Raw genomic sequence first — 25,071 nt, forward strand, 5'->3', positions numbered from 1 at the left:
AGGCGACATTCAAATATCCTGGAGACAAGTTATGGCACAGCTCGACACTCTCGACCATCCCACGGACTTTGCGGCAGACACGGTGCGCTCTACGTCGCCCGATGCGGTCACCGGCTACCGCCGCTTCCAGCTCGGCGAATTTGAGTTCCAGCGCGACGAGTATTTCGTGAAAATCAGTTGGCCGGCTAAGGGCCAGACGCGCACGCATGCCCTGCCGGCGGACGCTTTCCTGCGCGCGATGATGCGAGACGTGGCCTGGGGATTCTTCTACGGCTGGGTCAACTTCGACCACGTGTTCGGCACCCGCAACCACTATGGCAAGGTCGACGTATATGCGGGAACCTTCAACGGCATCCTGAAGGAAGCGGGCGTCGATTACACCGAGACGTTCGAAACGCCGACCGTCATGGCAACGTTCAAGGCCATGCTGCACGACTGGACGAACGAGGGCTTTGACCCGTTCGCAGCTCCGGACGAAACCGGCACTGCGTTCGGCCGCAAGCATGGCGCGAACGACGCGGCAATCGAACGCACGCGCATTGCGACGCGCCGCATGCCGGGCCTCAAAGGCGATTCGCCGCTGCGCGACGACCTGCCGGTCAACCGCGCATTCCTCGACGTCGTCCAGGACGAGCCGGAAGTGCATATCGAACCGGGCTTCGACGGTGAACTTCACGCTTTCAACCTCTTTAAATATCTTTCGCGTTCCGACGTGACGTGGAATCCCTCAGTGACTTCCGTATGCGGCCTGAGCCTCTTCTGCCCGACAACCGAAGAGTTCATGCTGCCGGTATTTCACGGCAACGACCGTGTCGAATGGTTCCTGCAGCTCTCGGACGAAATCGTCTGGGATATCGGCGACAAGAACACCGGCGCGCCGCGTGCACGAATCACCATGCGTGCGGGCGACATCTGTGCGATGCCTGCGACATCCGTCATCAGGGCTACTCGACAAAGCGCTCAATGCTGCTGGTCTGGGAAAACGCTACGCCTAACCTGCCGCAGCGTTATGAGAGCGGTGAGTTGGCCCCGTACCCCATCGAATTCCAGGCCGTGAGCTAGCATAAAACCGAGGACGATTCATGCAGACCCAACTCTTCATTGACGGGCGTTTTGTTGACGCCGTTGACCGCGGCACGATCGATGTACTCAACCCGCACGACGGCTCACTCATCACAAAGATCGCGGCGGCCACTGCGGCAGATGTCGATCTCGCTGTCGAAGCCGCAAGCCGCGCGTTTCCCAAATGGTCGGCATTGCCCGCCGCTGAACGCGGCCGGCTGCTGCTGCGCCTCGCCGACGCCATCGAGGCGAATGCCGAGGAGCTGGCGCAGCTCGAATCACTCGACACGGGCCACCCCATTCGCGATTCGCGCTCGCTCGACGTTCCCCGCACCGCCGCGTGCTTCCGCTACTTCGGCGGCATGGCGGACAAGTTGCAAGGTTCGGTGATTCCCGTGGAAACAGGTTTTCTGAACTACGTGCAGCGCGCGCCAATTGGTGTCGTCGGTCAGATCGTTCCGTGGAACTTTCCGCTGATGTTCACGAGCTGGAAGATGGGCCCGGCTCTCGCCGCAGGCAACACGGTGGTGCTCAAGCCGTCGGAAATCACGCCGCTGTCGACGTTGCGCGTTGTCGAACTCATGGCTGAGGTGGGCTTTCCTGACGGCGTTGTGAATGTCGTTGCGGGCTACGGTCACACCGCCGGTCAGCGGCTCGCCGAACACCCGGGAGTGGGAAAAATCGCCTTCACGGGTTCGACGGCGACCGGCCGCCGGATTGTCGAGGCTTCGCAGGGCAACCTGAAGCGCGTGCAACTGGAACTTGGCGGCAAGGGCGCGAATATCGTGTTCGACGATGCAAACCTCGACGCTGCCATTAACGGCGCCGCGTGGGCCATCTTTCACAACCAGGGGCAGGCATGTATCGCGGGCTCGCGTCTTGTTCTGCATGAACGCATTGCCGACGAGTTCCTCGAGCGATTCGTTTCGCTGGCATCTTCGATTCGTATGGGCAACCCGCTCGACGCCGATACCGAAATGGGCCCGCTGACGTCCAGGCAGCATCTGGACCGCGTGCTGACGTTCGTCGACGTGGCGCGGGAACAGGGCGGTCGTGTCCTGACGGGCGGTAGCGCGCCGCAGGATAGCGCGCTCGCCAACGGCTATTACGTCCGTCCAACAGTCATCGAGACGAAGAGTGCGTTCGACCGTATCGCCCAGGAAGAGGTATTCGGCCCGTTCGTCACGGTTCTGCGCTTTGGCAGCGATGATGAAGCGCTGGCCATTGCAAACTCGACGGAATATGGCCTGGGCAGTGGCCTGTGGACTCGTGACCTCGCGCGCGCGCACAAGACCGCGTCGCGAATCGACGCAGGCATGTGCTGGATTAACTGCTACAAGCGCGTCAATCCCGGGAGTCCTTTCGGCGGTGTAGGTAAGTCGGGTTACGGCCGCGAAATGGGCTTTGAAGCAATGCACGATTACACCGAAGCGCGCTCGGTGTGGGTCAATGTCGACGGTAACGTACCGCCGCACTTCAAGCGCTGAGGTCTCCATGCAGGGCTTTGTTTATCAGGGAACTCCTTCGCGTGTTGTTTTCGAATGGGGTGCGCTCGCGAGGCTGCCCGAGGAGTTGACGACGCTCGGCGCGAGGCGGGCGCTGATTCTCTCGACACCCGAGCAGCGCCATCTTGCTGACCAGGCGGCGGGCGTACTCGGCGAACGCGCTGCGGGCGTCTGTGCCGAGGCGGTCATGCATGTTCCGCTCGAGGTTGCCCGCGCGGCGCGCGCGACGGCCCGGGAACTGGATGCTGACTGTTGCATCGCGATTGGGGGCGGGTCCACCATCGGTCTAGGCAAGGCGATCGCACTCGAGTCGTCCCTGCCCATTCTTGCGGTGCCAACAACCTACGCAGGGTCCGAGATGACACCAATCTACGGCCTGACAGAAGGCCGTTTGAAACGCACTGGCCGCGATGCAAGAGTGTTGCCGCGCACCGTTCTCTACGACCCTTCCCTGACGCTGTCGCTGCCCGCGGCTATTTCGGCAGCCTCCGGAATGAATGCACTCGCGCATGCGGTCGAGGCGCTTTATGCCGAGGACGCGAACCCGGTCATCAGCCTGATGGCCGAGGAGTCCATCCGCGCGCTCGGCGAAGCGTTGCCCGTGATTGCGAGCACGCCGGACGACCATGACATGCGTAGCCGGGCGTTGTATGGCGCCTGGCTCGCGGGGACCTGCCTCGGCGCGGTCAGCATGGCGATTCATCACAAGCTGTGCCATACGCTGGGCGGCACCTTCAACCTGCCGCACGCACAGACCCATGCGGCGATGTTGCCGCATACGGCCCACTACAACCACGCTGCGGCTCCTGAGGCGTTGCGCCGCGTTGCGCGGGCGCTGGGCGGCAGCGATGCCGCGCAGGCCGGTCCGCTGCTGTTCGCCCTGAACGCGAAGCTAGGTATCGCTGCCGCGCTTGCGGACATCGGCATGCGCGAGGACGGCCTCGACGAGGCAGCGGATATTGCCTGCCAGAACCCCTATGCGAATCCCCGGCCGATTGAGCGCGCGGCTATTCGTGCGCTGCTGCAGGACGCGTGGGAAGGCCGCGCACCGCGCTGAACCGCGGCCGGATATGAATGGAGACAGACGTGACAACTGAACATGACGATAGCGATATGCGGCTGACCGAGCAGGTGGTTGCCAGCTTCGCAGGAACTCCGGACGCTCGCCTGCGCACTTTGATGCAGAGCCTTGTGCGGCACATGCACGCCTTCGTTCGCGAGACGGAGTTGACTGAGGAGGAGTGGATGTCCGCCATTCGCTTTCTCACCGAGACGGGCAAGATGTGCGATGAGGTCGTGCGTCAGGAGTTCATCCTGTTGTCGGATACGCTGGGCGTCTCTATGCTGGTCGATGCGATCAATCATCGGTTTTCGACTGGAGCAACGGACACGACGGTGTTTGGCCCGTTCTATATAAAAGGCATGCCAGAGCGTGCGTACGGCGAAAACATGGCCTATACACCGGGCGTGCCCGCTGTCGTACATGGTCAGGTGCGCGGCACCGATGGCATTCCGATTGCCAACGCAGTGCTCGACGTATGGCAGACCGCTGAAAATGGCATGTATTCCGGACAGGATGCCGCGCAGCCGCTCGGCAACCTGCGCGGCCGATACCGCACGGACGCCGAAGGGCGTTATGCAATTACCACGATTCTGCCTGTCAGCTATCCCATTCCAACGGATGGTCCGGTCGGCAGGATGCTCGATGCGACAGGTCGGCACCCCTGGCGGCCCGCACACCTGCACTTCATGATCGACGCTCCGGGGCACCGAAGGCTCGTGACTCATCTCTTCGATCAGGACGACAAATACCTCGAGTCAGATGCGGTTTTCGGTGTCAAACCATCACTCCTCGTCTGTTACCGCGAGCGAACAGCAGGCGATGACCTCGCTCGTCGTTTCAATTTGAACGGCCCGTATCGCGAGGCGAACTACGACTTCGTTCTCGACCGGAGCTGACCCATGCGTCGCTATTTCGCAGTCTTTGCCACTGACAAGCCGGATATGCGCGAGGTCCGCGAGCGTGTGCGACCAAGTCATCGGAACTATTTGCAGAATGCATCCGAGCATGGCGTTTTCGTCCGTCTTGGAGGCCCTACGCTCGCGCCCCTGTGTAATGCGATGAACGGTACGCTTCTCGTCGTCGAGGCAGACGACATTGATGCCGTTATGCGGTTTATCGGAGAGGACCCGTACATGAAAGAGGGATTGTTCTCGCGGGTAGAGGTCCGTCCGTGGGACTGGAGCCTCGGAAATCCTGAGCAACGGGTTTGAGCAATGACCGAAACCCGGTTATGTCGTCTCGACGAAGTGCCGGATGGCGGTGCTCGGGTTATCCGCGAAGAGTCAATGGGGCGTTCCATTGTCGTTGTTCGGCGTGACGATAAAGTCTGGGCCTACGTGAATCGCTGCCCGCACTTTTCAGTACCGCTGGAATTCGAGCCTGGACATATTTTCTGCTATCGGTCACAGGTCTTGATGTGCGCTCATCATAGCGCGCTGTTCAGGTTTGAAGATGGAAGGTGTATTGAAGGACCCTGCAAAGGTGCCTCCCTGGATACGGTTCCTGTGAAGATTGACCATGACTTGCGGGTCGTCTTCGACAGTGTTCGCACCTGACCATCGGCTTTAGATTTGCACCAATCTGACTGGTGACTGCTTACGCTGGTCGGATTTCCTGCGGCGATCAATGCCTCTTGCTGAAACGCCGTATCGCATTAAATTAGTATAACGAAGCAAATTAAATAAACAACGGAGGCACTGAATGAAACCACGGTTTGGAGCAATTGCAATTGTCGTTCTCTCCCAGGGGGCGTGGGCTCAAAGCAGCGTGACGATGTTCGGCCTCATCGACGCCGGAATAAGTTACGTGAGCAATGAGGGCGGGGGCAAGAACGTTAAGTTTGACGACGGAATTTTTACCCCGAACCTGTTCGGCCTTCAGGGTGTAGAGGATTTGGGTGGAGGCTATCGCGCGATATTCGCGCTCGTCGACCAGTTCTCGATGGCTAACGGCAGCATGGTTGGAAACGGGATTTTTGCGCGCAATGCGTACGTTGGGCTGGCAAGCGATCGGCTCGGTAGCCTCACGCTCGGCAACCAGTATGAGTTCATGGTCGATTCGATCTTCGCGAAGGGAAATGACATTGCGATGGACCTCACCGGCCTCTATGGTTTTCGCAACGGCCCGTTCCGGGGTTTGTCGCTTCCGGGTAATCCGACAGGAGCGTTTGACTGGGACCGGGTCGCGGGGAGTAAGCCGGTTGCAAGTTCCGCGAAGTACAGGTCCCCCAGCGTTGCAGGGTTTTCCGGCGGTGTGATGTACGGATTTGGTGGACTCGCCGGCTCGATTGGGGCAAACAATACTGTCAGCGCCGGGCTGAACTATGACTCGGGGTCTTTCGGACTGGGAGCGGCATACACCAATGAAAAGTACGCGGCGGCCGCTGGCGTACCGTCCGCGAGCGTCCGCAACTGGGGCGCGGGAATGCACTATTCCTTCGGAGCAGTAACTGCTAAAGCGACGGTCACGACTGTCCACAACTCTTTTAACGGTGCCGGGGTATGGATGGCTGAAGCGGGCAGCGTATGGAGAATAAGACCCGATGTGTTCCTCGGCGCCAGTTACATGTACATGAAAGGCAACGAAACGCTCAATGACAACCATGCGCATCAGGTTAATGCATCGCTGCAGTATTTTTTATCAAAGCGGACCATGGTGTATGCAGCGGCGGCCTATCAGCGCGCTAATGCCGGCGCAAACGCGCAGATAAATGGCATTCTGGATCCGGATGGCGCGTCCAGTTCCTCAAATCAGACTATCGCCCGTATCGGAGTGCACACGTTGTTTTGACGGGCGACATTGCCGCCTCACGAGCACGCGTCTGGTTCCCGATATGCGCACTGTTAAGCCAAAGCTTCATGGCATCTCGACATGCCGCTATTCGCAATTGCATTGCGCAGCTATGATCTGGCACGGGGCAAGGCATTGGAATACGTCCCTCTGCGCCGGATTGCGACGATTGTCCTTGCCGCGTCGGCTGCGCCGTGTTGGGAGAAAGCGGCTTCTTGCGGGTCTTGAAACTCGAAGGGGGATGTCATGGCCAGGTGCAAACGCAGTCCCGAAGGTCTTGCTAGCGAAAGGCGGCGACAGTTTCTCGGCTACACCGGTGCAGGCCTACTCGCGACAGTGCTGCCGGGTTGCGGCAACGACGACATCCATTCGACGCCTTATCAGCAAACCATTGCGCTCGGCCAGCAGATGATCCGGCAAGCCGTGACCGACCCGTCCAACCCGGTCGCGGCGATCTCGGTTGCAATGGTCAAGGGCAACACAGTGCTGTGGCAAGAGGCGTTCGGGCTCGCGTCGGTGCCGGGGCAGATCAAGGCAACGCCGCAGACGCGCTTTAACATCGGTTCAGTAAGTAAGCTGTTCCCCGCCCTGGCGGCGACGATCCTGGTCGATCGCGGACTGATTGCGCTCGACACGCCGATCGTCAAATATCTGCCCACCTTCACGATGCTCTCGCCGGAGTACGCGCAGATCACCACGCGTCATCTGCTGTCGCATGCATCGGGTTTGCCCGGCACGAACGGGCGCAACCTGTTCACATTTGAGCCGGTCGCCGGCTACGCCGCCGACACGCAAGCCGAACTCGCCAGCTCCCACTTGAAACATTTGCCCGGCGAACTGGCCGTCTACTGCAACGACGGCTTCACGATGGTCGAGCAAATTGTGCTCGCGGTGACGGGCCAGCATTTCGCGGACTTCGTTCAGTCGGAGATTCTCACGCCGCTGAACATGACTCACTCGAGCTATCTGACGAGCGTGCCTTCCGGCGGATCGTTCTCGTTGCCATACGTGAACGGCACGCAGCATCAGGAGTACGTGAATGCGTACGCTACCGGCGGACTGAGTTCGACACCCGTCGACATGATGAACCTCGCGCAAATGATCTACGGCGGCGGCGTGTTCCAGGGAAAGCGCATCGTGTCCGCGGCGGGTATTGCACAGATGGGCACCGATCAGACCCAAAGTCTGACGATCAACCCATCTCCGGAATGGCGCTGGGGCTTGGGCTGGGACTCCGTGGTGCAGCCGGCGCTCGACGCGGCAGGCGTGCGTGGCTGGGAGAAGGACGGCGGCACTGCGTTCTACTCGACCGAGTTTTTCGTCGTGCCGGATTCGCAGTTTGCGCTGCTCGTGACTGGCAACTCGGGATACAACGCTCGTGCGATTGCGGAAACCCTCGTGCTGTCGGCGTTGAAAGAAGACGGCACGATTTCGTCGCTGCCGGCGAAGGTCAGCACCACGGCGCCGCCGCTCGCAGCGGGGCCGGGCCTGGCGGGCGGAGCTGGCATCTACGGCAACTCCGATTCGCCGTATCAGGTGCTCGCTAACGCGGACGGTAGCCTGCAAATCAACCAGTGGGACGCCGATACACGCGGCTGGGCGCAGATCGGCGCCTACCGGTTTCGCACCGACGGCTGGTGGTGGAGCGATACCGATACGGCGTCGTATCGCCTCACAGTCGTGTCGGGCAACGACAGCCAGGGCAACGCGTTCAAGTATCGCTACCTGATGAAGCGGGTCGTGCCGGGCGCGGGCTACGCGTATCTGACGCTGCCCGTCGGTCAACAACTCGCGGCGCGCGCGCCGCTCGACAACGCGTGGCAGCAACGCGTCGGCACGCAATGGACGTTGACGAACGATTCGCCGAGCGCGGTGCCGATTGCGGTTCTCGGCAATCCGCCGGCGTTCTTCGCGACACTCGCCGAACTTCCCGGTTACGTGCTGTACGGTAACGAAGATCTTCGCTATCAACTATTCGTGCCGGTCAGCGATACGCTCGGCGGCATGTCGATCACGGTGCCGGGAAACTTCGGACGCGACCTCTATGACATCCGTTTCGAGTCGGCGAGTGCGACGACACTGACCATCGGCAGTTCTATCTACGCGCGGATCTGACCGCACAGCATTCTTGCTGGAAGTCGACGCATGACATAAGAAGATCACTGTCTGCGGGAATGCGCGCGCAAGCTTGCTGCCGCGCCGCTTATTCCGCGCAGTCCGGGGCAGTCCACCTTTGGACAGTCACATCTGCCAGCGCCTCGAATACAGCTGGCGTGCGCTCGAGGCGAGCGATTGTTCGCGCGCCTTCGAGGGCGGCCACCAATGCGGCTGCGCTCGACGATGCACGCGCGGCCGCGAAACCGCACCCCCTGAAATGCTCGGCAATAACCTGGGTCGAATCAGCGAAACCCCGCGCGACGCGTTGGGTTAGCTCAGCGTCGAGCGCCGGCAGCTCATTGGCCAGGTTTTGCATCAGACATCCATACTGGAAATCGGAGGCGACCATTTCGGCCGCAAATGATTTGAAGATCTGATGCACAAACTTCAGCGCGTCGCCCGTGGTGCTCGACGAGATAGTGCGTAACACAGCAATCCGCTGTGCGATGTAGTTATCGATTGCTTCTTCTGCGAGTTGTGCCTTGCCGCGTGGAAAGTGGAAATAGAACGATCCTTTGGGCGCACCGCTTTCGTCGAGGATCTGGGTCAATCCGGTCGCGGTGTAACCCTGGATGCGAAACAGTCGTTCCGCCGTGGCAATCGCGCGGGCGCGGGCGTCGGTCTTACGTGGCATGTCGTGAACATAGCACGTTTCGCTTGATGGTTCTATGGTGGTTGCTATAGTATGGCGATCACCATATAAGGAGCCTGGCCATGCCCCTCGAGCCAATCGCAAGCCAAGAAGGTCCGTACAGTGATGCCCAGCGTTCCTGCGTTGCGGCCGCAACAACTCACCGGGAAGCCAACGGGCTTGCCCGGTCGCCATGTGTGGAGCGTCTTCGCGTCGCGGCTAATCGTGCTCGTGTGTCCGGCCGCGAGGCGCATTGTTCGTCGCGTGTGCTGTCGCGGAAGCTGAACGCAGTGCCGGCACGCGGGGGTGCGTTCCGTCATGAGTAATCGACCTGGATTGAAGCCAACGGTGTCGCGACGCGCCGTTCTGGCGATGGGCGCCGCCAGCCTGGCGGCGGCCTTTCTTCGACCCGCCCGCGCAAACCTCATAGGAGCAACTGATTTGGCCGCATCAGCATACGGCGAAGGAACGCTTCCCAATGGCGTCCGCTCGCGCATGATCCACGGGGTCAACGGCCTCGATGTCCATATTCTCGAGGCCGGTTACGAAAGCCCTGGCAGGCCGCTCGCACTGCTTCTGCACGGCTTTCCCGATCTTGCTTACGGCTGGCGACACCTGATGCCGCTTCTCGCCGACGCCGGCTACCATGTCGTGGCACCCGACCAGCGGGGATTTGGCCGCACCACCGGTTGGTTGAACGACTATGACGCGCCGCTAGCGCCCTTCAGCCTTCTGAACATGACGCGTGACGCCCTCGGGTTGGTCCTGGCATTGGGGTATCGGCGTACGGCAATGCTCGTCGGGCACGACCTCGGTTCGCCCGTGGCCGCCTATTGCGCGCTGGCCCGGCCCGACGTTTTTCCCTCGATGGTGCTGATGAGTGCACCGTTTCCGGGTCCGCCGGCGCTGCCGTTCAACATTGCGCAAAGCGAGGCAGTGTCGGCTCAACCGAACAATGGCAATCAGAAGTTAGCGGCCGCGCTGGCGGCGCTCGATCCACCGAGGAAGCATTACCAGCAGTACCTGAGCACACGGCAGGCGAACCAGGACATGTGGCACCCGCCGCAAGGTTTACACGCGTTTCTCCGTGCGTTTTTCTACGTCAAGAGCGCCGACTGGCCGGGAAACAAGCCGCATCCGTTAAAGGCTCTAACCGCCGCAGAACTTGCCCAGATGCCCACCTATTACGTGATGGAGCTCGGCAAGACCATGCCCGCAACCGTCGCTCCATTCCAGCCTTCGTTCGCCGAGGTGATGGCCTGCAAGTGGCTCACTGAACCCGAGCTCGGGGTGTACACGCAGGAGTATGGCCGCACAGGATTTCAAGGCGCGTTGCAGGCATATCGCGTGTTTTCCGATCCTGAGCTGAACGCTGAGTTGCGCCTCTTTTCCGGCAAGACGATCGATGTCCCGTCGCTCTTCATTGGCGGCCGCAGCGATTGGGGCACTTATGCGGCGCCCGGCGCGCTGGATGTCATGAGGACGAAAGCGGCGACGAGAATGGGTGACATAGAGCTTATCGACGGCGCCGGTCACTGGATTCAACAGGAGCAGCCGGCTCGGCTCAGCGAGCTGCTGCTCGCCTTCGCGAGGGAGACGGGGAGAGCGGACCACACCAGCGGTTAGTGGGGAATGCGTGGCGTAGCTCCTCCAACATTGCCGGGCTTGCAGATCACCGTTTTGTCAGATCGGTCACGCTTCGGTGATGCGTCGGGTTTGGACGGTCTGGTCGGGCGTGGACTTCCTCGCCTGGCTAGCCGCGATTGGGGAGTGACGCATGCTTCGTGACGTTGAACATCGTCTTGATGACGACATCTGGCTCGGCTGGTCGCTGTCAATCAGCCAGGGTCTTGCGATCGCCAGGTCGCGGATCTGAAAACCCCCTCTGGGCATCTTCGTATTCGGTGGAGCGATCAGGATCATCGGCTCACTACACAGAGGACGGACGTGGAACGCATCGAGCGGAGGCTGGTTGTACACAACGGCCATGTCGACCCGTCGGTCCAGCACCCATTCCTGAAGAGAGCTGCTCTGTCCTTCGCGGATGTGCAATGAAACGCGCAGATACACGGCCCTGAACTGCGGACCAGTTCTCTCGTGACCGTCGTGCTGCTGGCGATTACGAACAGAAAGGACGCGAGATGACCACCTGGCAACCAAGTATGCGTACCCCCGACCCGGCGATTCGCGTATTGGACAAGCGATTCGAACGTTACCGCCTCGCACATGCAAAGGTCGAGCGCTTGTGGACAGGATGCCGTTGGCCACCCGCACGCGAGATTCGCCGCTTCTTTCGACCGCTGACAAGCGATGCCACAAACACCTTGACACCGTGCGTCAAAGCTCTATAGTTCACCACATGGTGAAGTGTCCTGTAAGTCAACTAGATCGTACGTTTTCCGCGCTGACTGATCCTACGCGGCGTGCCATTCTTGCGCGTCTGGAGCGGGAGCCGAAACTTTCCGTCACGGAAATCGCACGCCCATTGCCGCTCAAGCTGCCGGCCGTCATGAAGCATCTGGATGTGCTCAGCGAGGCTGGCCTGATTACGCGCGCCAAGCATGGCCGAACCGTGTCGGTGCAACTGGTGGCCGGGCCGATGGAAGAGGCCATGGCGTGGCTCAGACGCTATGAGCGATTCTGGTCCGCGAACCTCGACCGGCTTGCTGACTTTGTCGAAGGAGAAGAGTAGATGATGCACACGCCGAGTCTCACGATCGTGCGGCGCCTCAAGGCACCGCCCCAAAAGGTCTATGCCGCATGGACGCGGCCGGAGTTGATGGCGCGCTGGTGGGGACCCGACGCGGGGCCGGTACTCAGCGCGGAGGCCGACGCGCGAGTAGGCGGCCGGTTCCGCGTGGTGTTCCAGACGCTCGACGGCGAAACCCATGAGTGCCGCGGCGAATATCAGGAAGTAGACGCAGACCGCAAGCTCGTGTTCACGTGGCAATGGGTCACGCTGCCCGAGCGCCGCTCGCTCGTGACCATTACGTTTCGCCCGGTCGACGAAGGCACTGAAATGAACTTCACGCACTCGCAGCTATTCGACGAAGCGACACGCGACAGTCATGATGCCGGCTGGAAAGGTGCGTTCGAAAAGCTGGGCGCATTGATCGAGGACCTCGGCGGCAAGAACGTTTGAGGCGCTCAAAAGCGCAGTATCGAACAAGGTGAACATATACCGGAGACATCGTATGCAGCTCTATTATTCAGAGACGCTGGCCCCACGGAAGGCTTGCGCGGTCGCCCGTTATTTAGGCATACAAATCGAATATACCTATCTCGACCTCAGCAAGGGCGAGCATCTGAAGCCGGCATACTTGACCGTCAACCCGAACGGCAAGGTTCCATGTCTGGTGGACGGACAAGCAAGTATCTGGGAGGCCGACGCGATCATTTGCCACCTCGCGCAACGTGCGCAATCGCCGTTATGGCCCAAAGAGCCTGAACGGCAGACCGACGTGCTGCGCTGGCTCAGTTGGAATAGCCAGCATTTCTATCGACACGGCGGAACTCTTTACTTCGAGCACCTTATCAAACCAGCCATAGGTCTCGGCGCGCCGGACAGCGCGAACATTGCTGAAGCGCAGCGATGGTTTGGCAAACACGCAGCGGTGCTGGACCGGCACCTCACAGACCGGACATGGCTGCTCGGCGATCAGATGAGCATCGCGGATTTCTCGGTCGCCGTCACGCTGCCCTATGCCTCGCGTGCGGCGATGCCGCTCGACGAGTTTCCGAATGTTGCGCGCTGGCATGAGCAGCTGAACGAACTCGAAGCGTGGCGCAATCCGTTTCCTTCGCGCTCCACTGAAGCGGCCCTTGTCTGAAAGTACCGGCTTTGCCCCACGAAGTACCCCGTTTGCCCCACGAGCGCCCGGCAGCGGCGCTGGGCGGCTTGCTTCCCGGCGCTTCGCAGTAGACGCCAAGCACCTGGCCAGTGCACATGCCAGTCTCGGGTTGGACCGGCATCTAACATTCAGATGGTCGCAAAAGGTCCATTTGCAACTAGTCACTAAACGGCATGGTGATTGTCGTTGATTGCCGGCGAGGCTTGGCACGCTGCGGCAGTTGCCGTCGGGCTACCGGATTTAACTACGCCGACGAACACGGTCAACGCCTCGGGAAGATCCATTGCCAAATATTACTGGGTTCTGTCGGCACTGATACTGCGTTTATCAAGCTGCGGTTCATTAATACAGTGCTCGGCATGACGACGCGCGGACCAGCCGGTTCGCACCGCGCCATTCATGCGAGGACTTCATGAGCCCACAGTTTCGCCCGCTGCACCTGTCGCCAAGGCTTGCGCTAGTCGCGACGAGCCTTGGCTTTTTCGTCGTCTGTCTCGACGTGACGGTCGTGAACGTCGCGCTCGCCCGGATACGCGCCAGCCTCGCGATGGACTCGACGACACTCGAATGGGTCGTTAATGCCTATACGTTGGCTTTTGCCAGTCTGCTGCTCACAGCGGGCGCACTCGCCGATCGTTCGGGCGCGCGGCGCGTCTTCGTCGGCGGCTTAGCGGTATTTACCTGCGCATCCATCGCGTGCGCCTTGTCGGCTAACGCGACGCTGCTGATCGTATCGCGCCTCGTCCAGGGCGCGGGCGCGGCGCTATGCGTGCCGTCGTCACTGGCACTACTCGGCGCCGCGTTTCCGGACGCCGAGGCGCGTGCGAAAGCCGTCAGTATTTGGGCCGGCACGGCGGCGCTCGCGTTAGGCGCGGGGCCGCTGGTGGGCGGCCTGCTGGTGGACCGCTTCGGGTGGCCGTCAATCTTCCTGATCAATGTGCCGGTCGGCGTCGCGGGCATCTGGCTTACGCTTGCCCATGCGCCGGAGACCGTGTTCAATTGCGGCCGCCGCATTGATCTGGCCGGCCAGATGCTCGCCGTGGTCACGCTTGCCGCGCTAACGTACGCCGTGGTCGAAAGCGGGCGTCTCGGTTGGACGAGTTCCACCGTGCTGTCAGCGCTCGCACTGTCGGCAGTGATGGGTGGGTTGTTCATCGCGGTCGAGGCATGGCAGGATCAACCTCTTTTGCCGCTCACGTTGTTTCGCAACGCCGCCGTCACCGTGAGTGCGTTAACCGGGTTGTCGCTGAACTTTGGATACTACGGACTCATGTTCGCGATGAGTGTGTTCTTTCAGAGCGTGCGTCACGACACGCCGCTCGAGACCGGACTTGCGTTTCTGCCGATGACGGCGGTTGTCGCGGTCGCCAACGTTGTATCCGGCAGGCTCGCCGCGCGTTTCGGCTACCGCGTGCCGATGCTCTACGGACAAGTGCTAGCCGCGCTTGGCTATGTCTCACTGCTGTCCGTGCGTGCCGACGGCAGCCCCCTTGTGACGGCGTTGCCGCTCCTGGCGGTCGGCATTGGCGTTGCGCTCGCGGTCCCGTCGATCAACACGGCGGTCCTGACGAATGTCGCGCCGTCTTATGTCGGCATCGGCTCCGGCGTACTGAATAGTGCGCGTCAGATCGGCGGTGTGTTGGGGGTCGGTGTGTTCGGCTTACTGGTCCGGCCGGAGTCGAACGACCTCGTGCATGGGTTGCATCTGGCGGTGATGCTGGCATTTCTTTTGACGCTCTTTAGCCTTGCGACAGCGCGAGCGCTGCTTGGTGGAGCTAGTGGAACAAGTGTGGATCGGTCTCCCGGAGAAGCCGTCCGATTCCATGATGCTAGCGAGCGGCACGATGGCAGCAAAACCGGCCCAATCTCCCAGCGACAGACCTGAAATCCGCAGTGCGGCATCGCGATTGCTGAGGGCAAGGCAATCAGACACTCGCTTCTGAACGCAATGTCGGCGTCGCTGCTAGCGTAAGACGACGGTGAGCATGCGCCAGAATTTCAGGCATTCAAGCGGAGATGGATATGGCACTGCCTCTTTCTAATCGTAACCGGCGCGGTTTCATGGGCCTTCTGGGCTCTGCAGTGGCCTTTGCCACGTGTTCGTGCGGCGCCGGCCAGGCGTTTGCGCAGCAACCGACTGAACCCCGCGGGGCGATTCCGGGCAGCGGCAAATCAGAGAAGAGCAAGATGCTGGGGATGGGCGCTGACGTATTGCAAAACCGCGCCCCTATTGACGCGATCAATATGTACCTGAACGGGTTCCACTTCTATGCGGACGACATGGGAAGGCAGGTCGAGGCCCATCATTACTGCCACCACATTAACGAAGATTTTTTCCAGTGCGTTATTTACGACGGCAACAAGTCGGACTCCCGGCTCATCGGTATTGAATACATCGTTTCCGAGAAGCTATTCAAGACCTTGCCTGACGAGGAAAAGCCGCTTTGGCACAGCCACCGCCACGAAACCACGTCTGGTGAACTTGTAATGCCTGGCATTCCAATGCCAGTCGAACACACGGCCATCGCTTTGCTGGTCAACACATACGGGAAGACTTGGCACACATGGCAGATCGACAGGGATTCGGCGCTGCCTATTGGGATCCCGCAGCTGATGATGGGATTTACCCAAGACGGTCAGCTCAGCGCGGAAATGATCCAGAGCCGCGATAAGGAACTCAACATATCGACCGCGAAAGAGCGTAAAAACCGGGAAGACCTTGCGAAGTCAGCCCGACCCATTCAGCCTGGAGCCGATGCGTGGCAGTCGGGACAAGCGCCACAACTAGTCTTGAGCAAACTTCCGTTGAAAAACGGGAGGGGGTCCGAATTCTCGAAATGACATGGCCCAGTCAGGTGTTGATCTCGGGTGTCACGTATGTCTGGACCGACGAAGGGTGGCTGTGTCTGGCGGCCGCGCTGGAGCTGTTTCCGTATCGAAGTGTTTTATAACCGCAGTCGTCATTTATCGCTCGCACGGTAAAATCCGGTTTTAAGAATCCCGGCCTACCATGCTCGCGCTGAAGCTAACTCTGGTTCCGCTTTTCGTGCTCGTCGTCTCGATGTCCGGCAGGTGGTGGGGACCATCGATCGCTGGATGGCTGGCGGGACTGCCCGTGGTAGCCGGGCCTATTTTGTACCTCTTGACGCTTTCGCACGGCGCCGCGTTCGGAGCCCGCGCGGCGACCTTATCGCTGGCCGCGATCCTCGCGTCCGAAGCGTTCAATTTCGCTTACGCCTGGACATGCAGGTCGCTGACGTGGCCACTCGCGCTACTTGCAGGCATAACCGTCTGGTTCCTGTCTGCATGCGGCCTCTCGCTCATGCCGACATCGCCCCTCTGGGCCTTGATCGCCGCAGTCACGGCTGTGACCGTTGGACAGTCGTTCTTGCCGAGAACATCGGCCGTTGCGGCCGGTGCGCCGCTGTCGAGACTCGATTTGCCTGGCAGGATGATTGCCGGGGCTCTGCTGACTTTCGCTGTCACGTCCATATCGAGCCGGGCCGGCCCGACGTGGAGCGGGTTGCTCGCGGTCTTCCCGCTGCTCGGGATCATCCTTTCCGTTTCGTCGCATCGCGCTCACGGTCCGGCATTTGTGATTTCGCTACTCCGGGGCATGGTGCTGGGACGCTTCTCATTCGCCGCATTCTGCCTCCTGCTGACCTTCGCGCTACCCCATCAACGACCCATCTGTGCTTTTGCCGAAGCGGCGTTGCTCGCCATGCTTGTGCAGTGGTGCACGAAGCGCGTCGCGGCCAGCCGGCTACGAGCACCGGTCGCCGCTGCTGAATGACGCTGCTGAGTGACGCTGCTTGTGCAGCGTCACTTCTTCACACACGAATGAGGCAGTGCCGGCCACTACCCCAGATTCGATGAAGGCCCAGCCTGGCACTATCGTTGGCCAGGAGGTGCTGCCGAACCTCATAGCCGCGCCAGCATCAACTCCAGATTCTGAACCGCAGCGCTGGATGCGCCCTTGCCAAGGTTGTCGAAAACAGCGGACAGGAGAACCTGACCGTTTTCCTCGTTATGAAAAACGTTGAGGTGCATGTCGTTCGTACCGTTCAGCACCTCGGGATCCAGGTAACTCAAGGTACTCGATTCGCGTTGTGGCAAGACGCGTACGTGCGTGCATTGAGCATAGTGACGTGCCAGGCAAGCATGCAAGGTTGCGCCGTTCACACCCGGTGCGAGCAGCCGCAAATCCAGCGGCACCGTCACCACAATGCCCTGGCGAAACGCCCCTATGGCAGGAACGAAGATGGGTCGGTGCGCGAGTTGGGCGTAACTCTGGATTTCCGGCGTGTGCTTGTGCGCGAGTTGCAATCCATAGACTTTGTATGAAGGCGCGTTAGCGGCTTCGGGCCCTTCATACTCTTCCAGCCCGGCGCGTCCGCGTCCGGAGTAGCCGGACGTCGCGTGAATGCTGATGGGGTAGCTTCCTGGTATGAGCCCAGCCTGCGAAAGGGGACGCAGCAAGCCGATTGCCCCCGTGGGATAGCAGCCAGGATTGGTGACGCGCTGGGCAATCGCGATCCGCTCTGGTTGTTCTGGCGTCATTTCGGGAAAGCCGTATGTCCAGCCAGGCTGTATACGGTGCGCCGAGCTGGCGTCGATGACCCTGACCGCAGGATTAACGATGGCTGCCACGGCCTCGCGTGCGGCGGCGTCGGGCAGACAGAGAATGGCGATGTCGCAGGCGTTGATGGCTTGCGCGCGACGTCGCGCATCTTTTCGGTCATCGGCGGTAAGCGAGAGCAGCGTTATGTCGGTCCGGCCGTGCAGACGTTCACGGATTTGCAGCCCTGTGGTGCCCTGGTCGCCATCGATGAAAACAATTGGAGCGGTCATGAACGGGATACTCCGAGTGGTTATAAGGCCAAGCGAACCACATGATCCCGCAATGGATACAATAGGAGAAGTTGAATTTCATGACCTTGAGATTCAGGTTTTCTGAATGAGGACGCCGACATGCGAGAGATCAGCCTGGACCGCTTGCGCACCCTTATCGCGATCACCGAGCGTGGGTCGTTTGCAGAGGCAGCGCGTGCACTGAATCTGGCGCCTCCGACAGTCAGCCTGCATATCGCCGAACTCGAAGCGCGCATCGGGGCGCCGCTCCTTTCGCGAAAGCGCGGGCAGATAAAGCCCTCGGCGATAGGAGAGGTGCTGGTGGAGCGCGCGCGGCGACTGCTTGCGGATGCTGAGCAGGCGCTTGACGATGTCCAACGCCAGGTACAGGGGCTTGAAGGGCGCGCCAGAATCGGCGCTTCGACCGGCGCAATCGCCCACCTGTTGCCTCAGGCGCTAGAAGTGTTGCGCCAGCACCACCCCGCTATCGACGTACAGGTTGCAGTCCTCACCTCGTCCGAAACGTTGTCCCGGCTGGCAGCTGGGACGCTAGACGTTGGGCTGGTGGCCTTGCCTCAGCCTCCCGTAGCCGGACTCGTAATAACGCCTTGGAGGCGCGACCCGGTGATGGCCTTTGTGCCGGCGCATTGGCAGTGCCCGGCGCGCGTTACCCCTGAATGGCTCGCCGCCCAGCCTCTCATTCTCAATGACGCCAGCACGCGTCTTTCACGTCTGACAACGGAGTGGTTCAGCACCGCAGGGCAGCATCCCGCGCCTCGCATACAGCTGAACTACAACGACGCGATCAAGAGCCTTGTGGCGGCAGGCTATGGCGCCGCGCTGCTACCTCATGAGGCAACTGCGCCGCCAACCGACAAGCGCATAGTCATGCGACCGCTGCGCCCGGCGCTGTGGCGTCAGCTCGGCATTGCTCATCGCGCTGGGTACGTTGAGCGTGCCACGCAACACGTGCTTGAAGTGTTGCGGGATTTGCGATTTAGATAGTTTTTGGACAGCGTGCTCTGCAGTGGCTAATGGTTGTCGGCGGAGAAGATGGAACGGCCGCATGAATGGCGCTATTGACGACTCGCCATTGATCGACCCATTGAATCGCATTTCGCATTGGTCCAGAACGGACGTCCGGGAAGGCGCATCAGCCGTTGAGCTCAAAGTGCCGGCAGTAATGCCTTTTCGGTAGGGCATTGACGCGACCACAGACCATCCGGTCGCCGCTCGAGCCGCATCCCGCAAGTCCCCGCACGACAACTAGTCTCAACTTCCCGGCACGAAGGCGGAAAACGCAGAAGTCTCGGCATGCGTTCGCGACTTCAATGGCTATTCTTCAGACGCTGTGACCAACGCCTTGCCGGTCGGTTATGCGGGTCGTGCCAGCCATTCTGCGATTGCGCGAAGGGGGAGATGTGAGACTTCCGGAATCAACCCGGTCCGCGCGACGCGCACTGCATCGTCGACAGCCGAACCGAACGCTCTGGGTTGCCACTGGCATTTCGCTAACGGGCCTGTGCTTCGGGCATGCGACGCTCGCAGCGGGACCACTTCCGCAAGGCGGCACCTATGTGGCCGGCACGGGCGCGATAGCAGGCCAGGGCAACGGCCTCGTCATTACGCAACCGGGTTCGACACGCGGCGTGATCGACTGGAACAGTTTTTCAATCGGCAGGAACAACACCGTCACCTTCAACAACGGCTCCGGCGCGACGCTGAACCGGGTGACGGGCGGTGTGCCATCCGCGATCTTCGGCAAGCTCACTGCAACGGGCAGCCTGTATGTGATCAATCCGCAAGGCATCGTCGTCGGGCCTTCGGGCGTGATCGGCACGGGCGGCCGTTTCGTCGCGTCCACGCTCGATGTCTGCAACTGCGCGTTCATGCACGGCGCTGACGCGCTTACTCTCTCGGGCGACTCTGACGCAAGCGTGATCAACCTCGGCAAGATCGGCTCCAGTGGCGGCGATGTGTTCCTGATTGCCCGACGCACGGTCATTAACGCGGGCGCCGTGGCAGCGCCCAACGGCACAGTGGAACTGGCAGCCGGCGAAAAGGTCCTGTTGCAGGACCTGAGCAGTAGCAGGCAGGTCTTCGTACAGAGTGGCAGTCAGGGCACGGTCGTCAACCGGGGGCGGATCGAGGCCGCACAGATCAGCCTGCAGGCCGCAGATGGCAACGTCTACGCGCTTGCCGGTGGCGGCACGCGCGTCCGCGCGACGGGCACCGCGAATCGGCAAGGTCACGTGTGGCTCGTCGCCGATGATGGGCGTGTCGCGCAGTACGGCACGATCGCCGCGAGCAACGCTGGCGGCAGCGGTGGGACGGTCGATACTCAAGCGGCGCAACCAACGTTCGGCAAGCACGCGGCCGTTCTCGCTGGCCAATGGAATCTGTCGAGCGACACTTTCACGATAGATGATGCCGCGGCTCGCGCGTTGCAGCGCAGCCTGAACGCAGGTACATCAGTCGATGTCATGACCACGGCCACGAACGCGAACGGCGCGACAGGCGACCTCAGCGTTGCGTCGAGCCTTAGCTGGAGCGGCCCGGCTTCGCTCACGCTCGCCGCCTATCGCAACGTCTTGCTGACCACGGGCACCACCGTTGCGAACAACGGCACGGGCAGTCTGACCTTGCGCGCCGACGCATCCGCAATAGACAACGGCGGCAGCGTCATCAACAACGGTAGCATCGACTGGTCGAAAAGTACGGGAATCGTCAGCGCACTCTACGATATGAACGGTAGTCACAGTCCCGGCCGTCTGGTGAGCAACCCCGCCTGGAGCACACCGCGCTACAGCGGACTTGTGCAGCAGATAACCGGCTATCAACTCGTCAATTCGGTCGCGGACCTGCAGAACATCGCAAACAATCTCGCAGGCGTCTATGCGCTCGGCAAGAATATCGACGCGAGCGCGACGAGTACTGCCATCGCCTTCGTTTCGATCGGCAGCGCGACCGCGCCTTTCACCGGGCAACTGGATGGCATGGGCCATGTCATCGACAGGTTCAGTCAACGTGACCAGAGTTCGGGTTCGCCTGCGGCCGGCCTGTTTGGCGTGATTGGTCCCGCAGGGGTCGTTCGCAATGTCGGCATGACGAACGCCGACATAGCGACTAACGTCTATTACCCGGCTGGAATCCCGTTCGGGATTCTCGCCGGGCAAAACGAGGGCTTGATTACTTACGCTTACAGCAGTGGCGTTCGCAGCGCTGGCTCTTTCGAGGGGGCGGAGGTTGGAGGTCTGGTGGGGCGCAACGACGGTCTGATCGAACGATCGTCGAGCACTGCGGCGCTCAGCAATGGCGGCTTGCTTGGCGGGCTTGTCGGCGCCAATTTCGGCACCGTTAGTCAGTCCTATATGAATGGAATAGTAAGCCCGAACGTTCACGGCCAGGGTGGCGGTCTGGTGGGCCACAACGGGGGAACGGTGTCACAGTCGTACGCAAGCGGAGAGACCTTCGGCCTTTTTTCCGCAGGTGGATTGGCTTACTCGAATGGCGGTGTGATCGAACAGTCGTTCGCGTCAGGCGCGGTCCGAGGGCCCTCATATCAAGGTCCGACCTACGGCACGTATGGCGCAATCGTGGGGTACAACGACGGGGGAACGATTGCCCCCAACGTCTACTGGGACAAAGAAACAACGACGCGGCTGGCAAGTACGGGGGCTGGCACGCAACTGCCCGCGGCGAACGGCCTGACAAGCGCGCAGATGAGTAGCCCGGCCAGCTTTGACGCATTCTGGGACTTCAGTGCGACTGGGGCGTGGGCCATGCCGGCGGGCGCGACTCACCCGGTCCTGCGTTGGCAGTTGGCGCAATAGGCGCTGTGGTGAACTCGGGGCGGGCGCCGTGGAGCCGCCGCCCCGACCGGCTAATCAAAATAAGGCGCCAATACCCCTTCGATCCAGTCCATGAAGGTCCGCACGCGTGGCGACAGATTACGTCGATGCGCCACCACGAGCGACGCGGCGAGAGGCTCGGGACGTAAGTCGGGCAGAACCTCCACTAGCGCGCCGCTTTCAATGTGATGCGCGAGCGCCAGATATCCCGCCTGTATCAGCCCTATGCCCGCAAGCCCGGCTGCATGATAGGTCTGCACACTGTTGACCTGCATCGCGCCTGGCAACGCAAGCGACGCGTAGCCGTTGCCGTCTGGGTACTCCCATCCGGCATGCTTCGCGCCGAGTGTCAGCGTGTAATGCACCATCCTGTGTCCCTGGCTGCGCAGATCATCGAGCGTATGCGGTATGCCGTGCCGTGCCAGATAGCTCGGGCTCGCCGCGTTGGTCATGCGCAGCTTGCCCAGCGGTCGGGCAATCAGGCTCTCGTCGGCAATCGGACCCAGACGGATCACGCAATCAAACCCTTCCTGCACGAGATCGACGCGCCTATCGGTGCTGGAAAGCTCCAGTTGCAAATCTGGATGCGCTGCCATGAGTTCCGGCAGTGCGGGAACCACGACGCTTCGCGCCAATTCGGTGGGCATGTCGACACGCAATCTTCCCCGTAGCGGTGTGCCATTGCCCGAGAACATCGACTGCAATTCCTGCACGTCGGCCAGCAGATCGCGAGCCCGGGAATAAAAGGCGCGTCCATCTTCAGTAAGTTGCACACTTCGCGTAGTCCGATGCAGGAGAGTGGCTCCCACATCCCGCTCGAGCTCACGGATCACCATAGAGACACGTCCCTTCTGGATGCCAAGGCTTTCCGCCGCACGCGTGAAGCTCGTCATTTCGGCGACACGGGCAAAGATCAGAAGCGCGTCAAGGTTTTGCATTGTTCACTCAGGAAGTAACAGAACGTTATCTTTGTCGTTATTTATAGCTCAATTGGGACTCAGTAGACTAGCTTCCCATGTCATCCGCAGGACAACCTGAACGAAAGGGAATAACCATGAATCAGCACACCTCTCCGGTTAAAACTGTCGCCGTCTACCACTCTGGCTATGGGCATACCGAGCGTATGGCCAGAGCTATTGCCGAAGGCGCGGGCGCAGTGCTCGTCACGATCGATAACGAGGGCAACATTGCCGAGGATGCGTGGGAAACGCTTGCCGGCGCGGATGCCATCCTGTTTGGCTCGCCGACCTACATGGGCGGCCCCAGCTGGCAGTTCAAGAAGTTTGCTGACGGTTCCTCGAAGCCCTGGTTCGAAGGCCGGTGGCAAAACAAGGTCTTTGGCGGCTTTACCAATAGTGCGAGTCTGAACGGCGACAAGCTCAATACGCTCGAATACTTTTTCCTGCTGGCTGGTCAGCATGGCGGCATCTGGGTCGGCATGGATATCAAGCCGGCAAACGTCAAGGCGTCAATGCGCGACGACCTGAATCGCATGGGCTCGTACATCGCGCCGATGGCGCAGACACCTGCCGATGCGACGCCTGAAGAGATGTCGCCGGGAGATCTCGAGACGGCCCGCCGCTATGGTGCCCGCGTCGCGATGATCGCCGGGCAGTTGCGGGCCGGCAGACATCAAAGCAACTGAAACTTTGTTGCATGAGGAAGGGAGGCGCCAGGCCGCCACATTTTATCCAGCCAATCTCGAAGGGAACTGCCATGAAATACAAGCAACTTGGCCGCACCGGCCTGTTTGTTTCCGAACTGTGCCTCGGCACGATGACGCTGGGCGGCAATGCCGACGCCGGCATGTGGGCGGCGATCGGCGCGGTCGGCCAGGACGAGGCGAACCGACTGATCGCCCGCGCGCTTGCCGAGGGAATCAACTTCATCGACACCGCCGACGTATATTCATTCGGCCAGTCAGAACGCCTCGTCGGACAGGCGCTCAGAGACCTCGGGGTGCGACGCAGTGAGATCGTGCTTGCTACGAAGACAGCTGGCGCGATGGGCCCCAAACCGAACGATCAGGGGGCGTCGCGTGGTCACATCATGGATTCTGTGCAGAGGAGCCTGGAGCGTCTTCAGGTCGACCATATAGACCTGTACCAGATACACGCCAGCGATCCTGTCACCCCGATTGACGAGACGCTGCGTGCGCTCGACGATCTTACGCGGCAGGGGCTGGTTCGTTATGTCGGCGTCTCAAACTGGCGGGCAGGCAAGATCGGCAAGGCGCTCGGACTGAGCCAGGCGCTGCACGCTACGCGCTTCGAGACGCTGCAGGCGTACTATTCGATTGCCGGACGTGACGTCGAGCGCGAGCTGGTACCGCTCGCCATCGAGGAGCGGATGGGGCTTCTCGTCTGGTCGCCGCTGGCCGGCGGATTGCTGTCGGGCAAGTTCGGCCCCGGCGCTCCGACTGAAGAAGGTTCGCGGCGCAGCCATTTTGATTTTCCCCCGGTCGATCTCGAACGGGCCTGGTCGTGCGTTGCGGAAATGCGCAGCATTGCCGACGCGCGCGGTGTCTCGGTTGCCCGGATCGCGCTCGCCTGGATACTCGCCAGGCCGTATGTCACGAGCGTCATCATCGGTGCCAAACGGGTCGAACAGCTCGAAGATAATCTGGGTGCAGTCGATATCGTCCTGACCGAAGAAGAGCTTGCGCGTCTTGAAGCCGTGAGTGCTCTGCCTCCCCATTATCCCGGCTGGATGATCGAGCGTCAGGAGTCGGGCCGGATCCCTGCGGCTTTCAGCGGGGGCGGGGCGAAATAGAATCGGCTGCTGCACATCAATATTTTCGACGCGGGCGGTTGCGAATACCCGCCACGCGTTGCATTGCGTGCGTCCAGCACGAAAGAGAGATCAACATGCCAAAGGGTTATTTAATCGCACATGTTAGCGTCTCAGACGCAACTGCTTACTCCGCATATGCAAAAGCCGCAGGCGATGCAATGAAGAATTTCAGCCCCAAGGTCATTGCGGCGTGGGGACAATATGAAAACCTGGAAGGGGAGGCGCACGAGCGGCATATGGTCCTCGAGTTCGATTCGCTTGCCGAGGCGAGGCGTTTCTACGAGAGCCCCGAATACCAGGCGGCCAAGGCGCTCCGCGCAGGGGCTGCGACGGGGACCTTTGTTATTGTGGAAGGGGCTCTGTGATCTTGGGCGGGGAGAGTGGAGCATTAGCCCTTGGGGCTGTGATCGGGTCGACGCACAGTACAACGCCGCGAACCAGTTGACGCGTTGGGCGGGTAAGACATTCTCATACCACCTTAGCGGCAATGTCGTTGGGGACGGAATTAATCAGTATA

The 25,071-nt window shown here is 60.8% G+C and carries 22 protein-coding genes and 2 pseudogenes; 20 read left to right on the forward strand and 4 right to left on the reverse strand.

Features of this window, described 5'->3' with window-relative positions; all coding sequences use genetic code 11:
* Positions 1-31 precede the first annotated feature (31 nt).
* The 8 genes and pseudogenes from F757_RS33840 to F757_RS0118780 all read left to right on the forward strand — a co-directional run bounded on the left by F757_RS33840 (position 32) and on the right by F757_RS0118780 (position 8,535).
* Positions 32-1,062: pseudogene (locus tag F757_RS33840) on the forward strand (hydroxyquinol 1,2-dioxygenase).
* Between the two features lie 20 nt (positions 1,063-1,082).
* Complete coding sequence (locus F757_RS0118755) at positions 1,083-2,549, forward strand: aldehyde dehydrogenase family protein (RefSeq protein ID WP_027212730.1); 1,467 nt, start codon at positions 1,083-1,085, stop codon at positions 2,547-2,549.
* A gap of 7 nt (positions 2,550-2,556) precedes the next feature.
* On the forward strand, positions 2,557-3,624 hold the full coding sequence (locus F757_RS0118760) for a maleylacetate reductase (protein WP_027212731.1): 1,068 nt from the start codon (positions 2,557-2,559) through the stop codon (positions 3,622-3,624).
* Between the two features lie 29 nt (positions 3,625-3,653).
* Complete coding sequence (locus F757_RS0118765) at positions 3,654-4,526, forward strand: intradiol ring-cleavage dioxygenase (protein WP_027212732.1); 873 nt, start codon at positions 3,654-3,656, stop codon at positions 4,524-4,526.
* Positions 4,527-4,529: 3 nt separating this feature from the next.
* The gene (locus F757_RS0118770; RefSeq protein WP_027212733.1) at positions 4,530-4,841 is read left to right on the forward strand and encodes a YciI family protein; all 312 of its coding nucleotides are present in this window, start codon (positions 4,530-4,532) and stop codon (positions 4,839-4,841) included.
* A 3-nt stretch (positions 4,842-4,844) separates the two neighbouring features.
* On the forward strand, positions 4,845-5,186 hold the full coding sequence (locus F757_RS35305) for a Rieske (2Fe-2S) protein (protein ID WP_084530965.1): 342 nt from the start codon (positions 4,845-4,847) through the stop codon (positions 5,184-5,186).
* A 145-nt stretch (positions 5,187-5,331) separates the two neighbouring features.
* A complete protein-coding gene (locus F757_RS0118775; protein WP_027212734.1) occupies positions 5,332-6,420 on the forward strand; it encodes a porin in 1,089 nt (362 codons plus the stop codon).
* A gap of 246 nt (positions 6,421-6,666) precedes the next feature.
* On the forward strand, positions 6,667-8,535 hold the full coding sequence (locus tag F757_RS0118780) for a serine hydrolase domain-containing protein (protein ID WP_027212735.1): 1,869 nt from the start codon (positions 6,667-6,669) through the stop codon (positions 8,533-8,535).
* A gap of 88 nt (positions 8,536-8,623) precedes the next feature.
* Here the strand turns inward: F757_RS0118780 and F757_RS0118785 are convergent, their stop codons facing one another.
* Positions 8,624-9,211: a TetR/AcrR family transcriptional regulator gene (locus F757_RS0118785; RefSeq protein WP_027212736.1), complete on the reverse strand. Its 588-nt coding sequence runs from the start codon at positions 9,209-9,211 to the stop codon at positions 8,624-8,626.
* A gap of 492 nt (positions 9,212-9,703) precedes the next feature.
* Between F757_RS0118785 and F757_RS0118790 the strand changes: the two genes are divergently transcribed.
* Entirely contained in the window at positions 9,704-10,834 is a 1,131-nt protein-coding gene (locus F757_RS0118790; RefSeq protein WP_027212737.1) for an alpha/beta fold hydrolase, read from the forward strand.
* 291 nt (positions 10,835-11,125) lie between these two features.
* Here F757_RS0118790 and F757_RS37070 read toward each other — a convergent pair.
* Positions 11,126-11,539: pseudogene (locus F757_RS37070) on the reverse strand (LysR substrate-binding domain-containing protein); the annotation flags it as partial.
* A 28-nt stretch (positions 11,540-11,567) separates the two neighbouring features.
* Between F757_RS37070 and F757_RS0118795 the strand changes: the two are divergent.
* The 6 genes from F757_RS0118795 (at position 11,568) to F757_RS33850 (ending at position 16,852) form a co-directional block, all read left to right on the forward strand.
* Positions 11,568-11,900: an ArsR/SmtB family transcription factor gene (locus tag F757_RS0118795; protein WP_027212738.1), complete on the forward strand. Its 333-nt coding sequence runs from the start codon at positions 11,568-11,570 to the stop codon at positions 11,898-11,900.
* Positions 11,901-12,350: an SRPBCC family protein gene (locus F757_RS0118800; protein WP_027212739.1), complete on the forward strand. Its 450-nt coding sequence runs from the start codon at positions 11,901-11,903 to the stop codon at positions 12,348-12,350. It abuts the gene before it with no gap.
* A gap of 52 nt (positions 12,351-12,402) precedes the next feature.
* Positions 12,403-13,038, forward strand: a complete 636-nt coding sequence (locus F757_RS0118805; RefSeq protein ID WP_027212740.1) for a glutathione S-transferase family protein — start codon at positions 12,403-12,405, stop codon at positions 13,036-13,038.
* Positions 13,039-13,471: 433 nt separating this feature from the next.
* Positions 13,472-14,944: an MFS transporter gene (locus F757_RS33845; protein ID WP_232221429.1), complete on the forward strand. Its 1,473-nt coding sequence runs from the start codon at positions 13,472-13,474 to the stop codon at positions 14,942-14,944.
* A 137-nt stretch (positions 14,945-15,081) separates the two neighbouring features.
* Positions 15,082-15,900, forward strand: a complete 819-nt coding sequence (locus tag F757_RS0118815; protein WP_027212741.1) for an OBAP family protein — start codon at positions 15,082-15,084, stop codon at positions 15,898-15,900.
* A 169-nt stretch (positions 15,901-16,069) separates the two neighbouring features.
* On the forward strand, positions 16,070-16,852 hold the full coding sequence (locus F757_RS33850; protein ID WP_035467135.1) for a hypothetical protein: 783 nt from the start codon (positions 16,070-16,072) through the stop codon (positions 16,850-16,852).
* A gap of 128 nt (positions 16,853-16,980) precedes the next feature.
* On the opposite strand, the gene argC is transcribed toward F757_RS33850, so the two are convergent.
* Complete coding sequence (gene argC / locus F757_RS0118825; RefSeq protein ID WP_027212742.1) at positions 16,981-17,910, reverse strand: N-acetyl-gamma-glutamyl-phosphate reductase; 930 nt, start codon at positions 17,908-17,910, stop codon at positions 16,981-16,983.
* A gap of 120 nt (positions 17,911-18,030) precedes the next feature.
* Here argC and F757_RS0118830 point away from each other — a divergent pair, with 120 nt between their 5' ends.
* Entirely contained in the window at positions 18,031-18,915 is an 885-nt protein-coding gene (locus F757_RS0118830) for a LysR family transcriptional regulator (protein WP_027212743.1), read from the forward strand.
* Positions 18,916-19,286: 371 nt separating this feature from the next.
* Positions 19,287-21,743: a two-partner secretion domain-containing protein gene (locus tag F757_RS0118835; protein WP_084530968.1), complete on the forward strand. Its 2,457-nt coding sequence runs from the start codon at positions 19,287-19,289 to the stop codon at positions 21,741-21,743.
* Between the two features lie 50 nt (positions 21,744-21,793).
* Here F757_RS0118835 and F757_RS0118840 read toward each other — a convergent pair whose 3' ends face one another.
* Positions 21,794-22,699: a LysR family transcriptional regulator gene (locus F757_RS0118840; RefSeq protein WP_027212745.1), complete on the reverse strand. Its 906-nt coding sequence runs from the start codon at positions 22,697-22,699 to the stop codon at positions 21,794-21,796.
* 116 nt (positions 22,700-22,815) lie between these two features.
* On the opposite strand from F757_RS0118840, the gene F757_RS0118845 reads away from it, so the two are divergent.
* The 3 genes from F757_RS0118845 (at position 22,816) to F757_RS0118855 (ending at position 24,919) form a co-directional block, all read left to right on the forward strand.
* Positions 22,816-23,406: a flavodoxin family protein gene (locus tag F757_RS0118845; protein ID WP_027212746.1), complete on the forward strand. Its 591-nt coding sequence runs from the start codon at positions 22,816-22,818 to the stop codon at positions 23,404-23,406.
* A 71-nt stretch (positions 23,407-23,477) separates the two neighbouring features.
* Positions 23,478-24,533 carry an aldo/keto reductase gene (locus tag F757_RS0118850; RefSeq protein WP_027212747.1) on the forward strand — a complete coding sequence of 352 codons (1,056 nt, stop codon included), beginning with the start codon at positions 23,478-23,480 and terminating at the stop codon, positions 24,531-24,533.
* Between the two features lie 95 nt (positions 24,534-24,628).
* Positions 24,629-24,919 (forward strand): DUF1330 domain-containing protein, encoded by a 291-nt coding sequence (locus F757_RS0118855; RefSeq protein ID WP_027212748.1) that lies wholly within the window; start codon positions 24,629-24,631, stop codon positions 24,917-24,919.
* The last annotated feature ends 152 nt before the right edge of the window (positions 24,920-25,071 follow it).

It is taken from the genome of Burkholderia sp. WSM2232, from assembly GCF_000472545.1.
Lineage (GTDB): Bacteria > Pseudomonadota > Gammaproteobacteria > Burkholderiales > Burkholderiaceae > Paraburkholderia.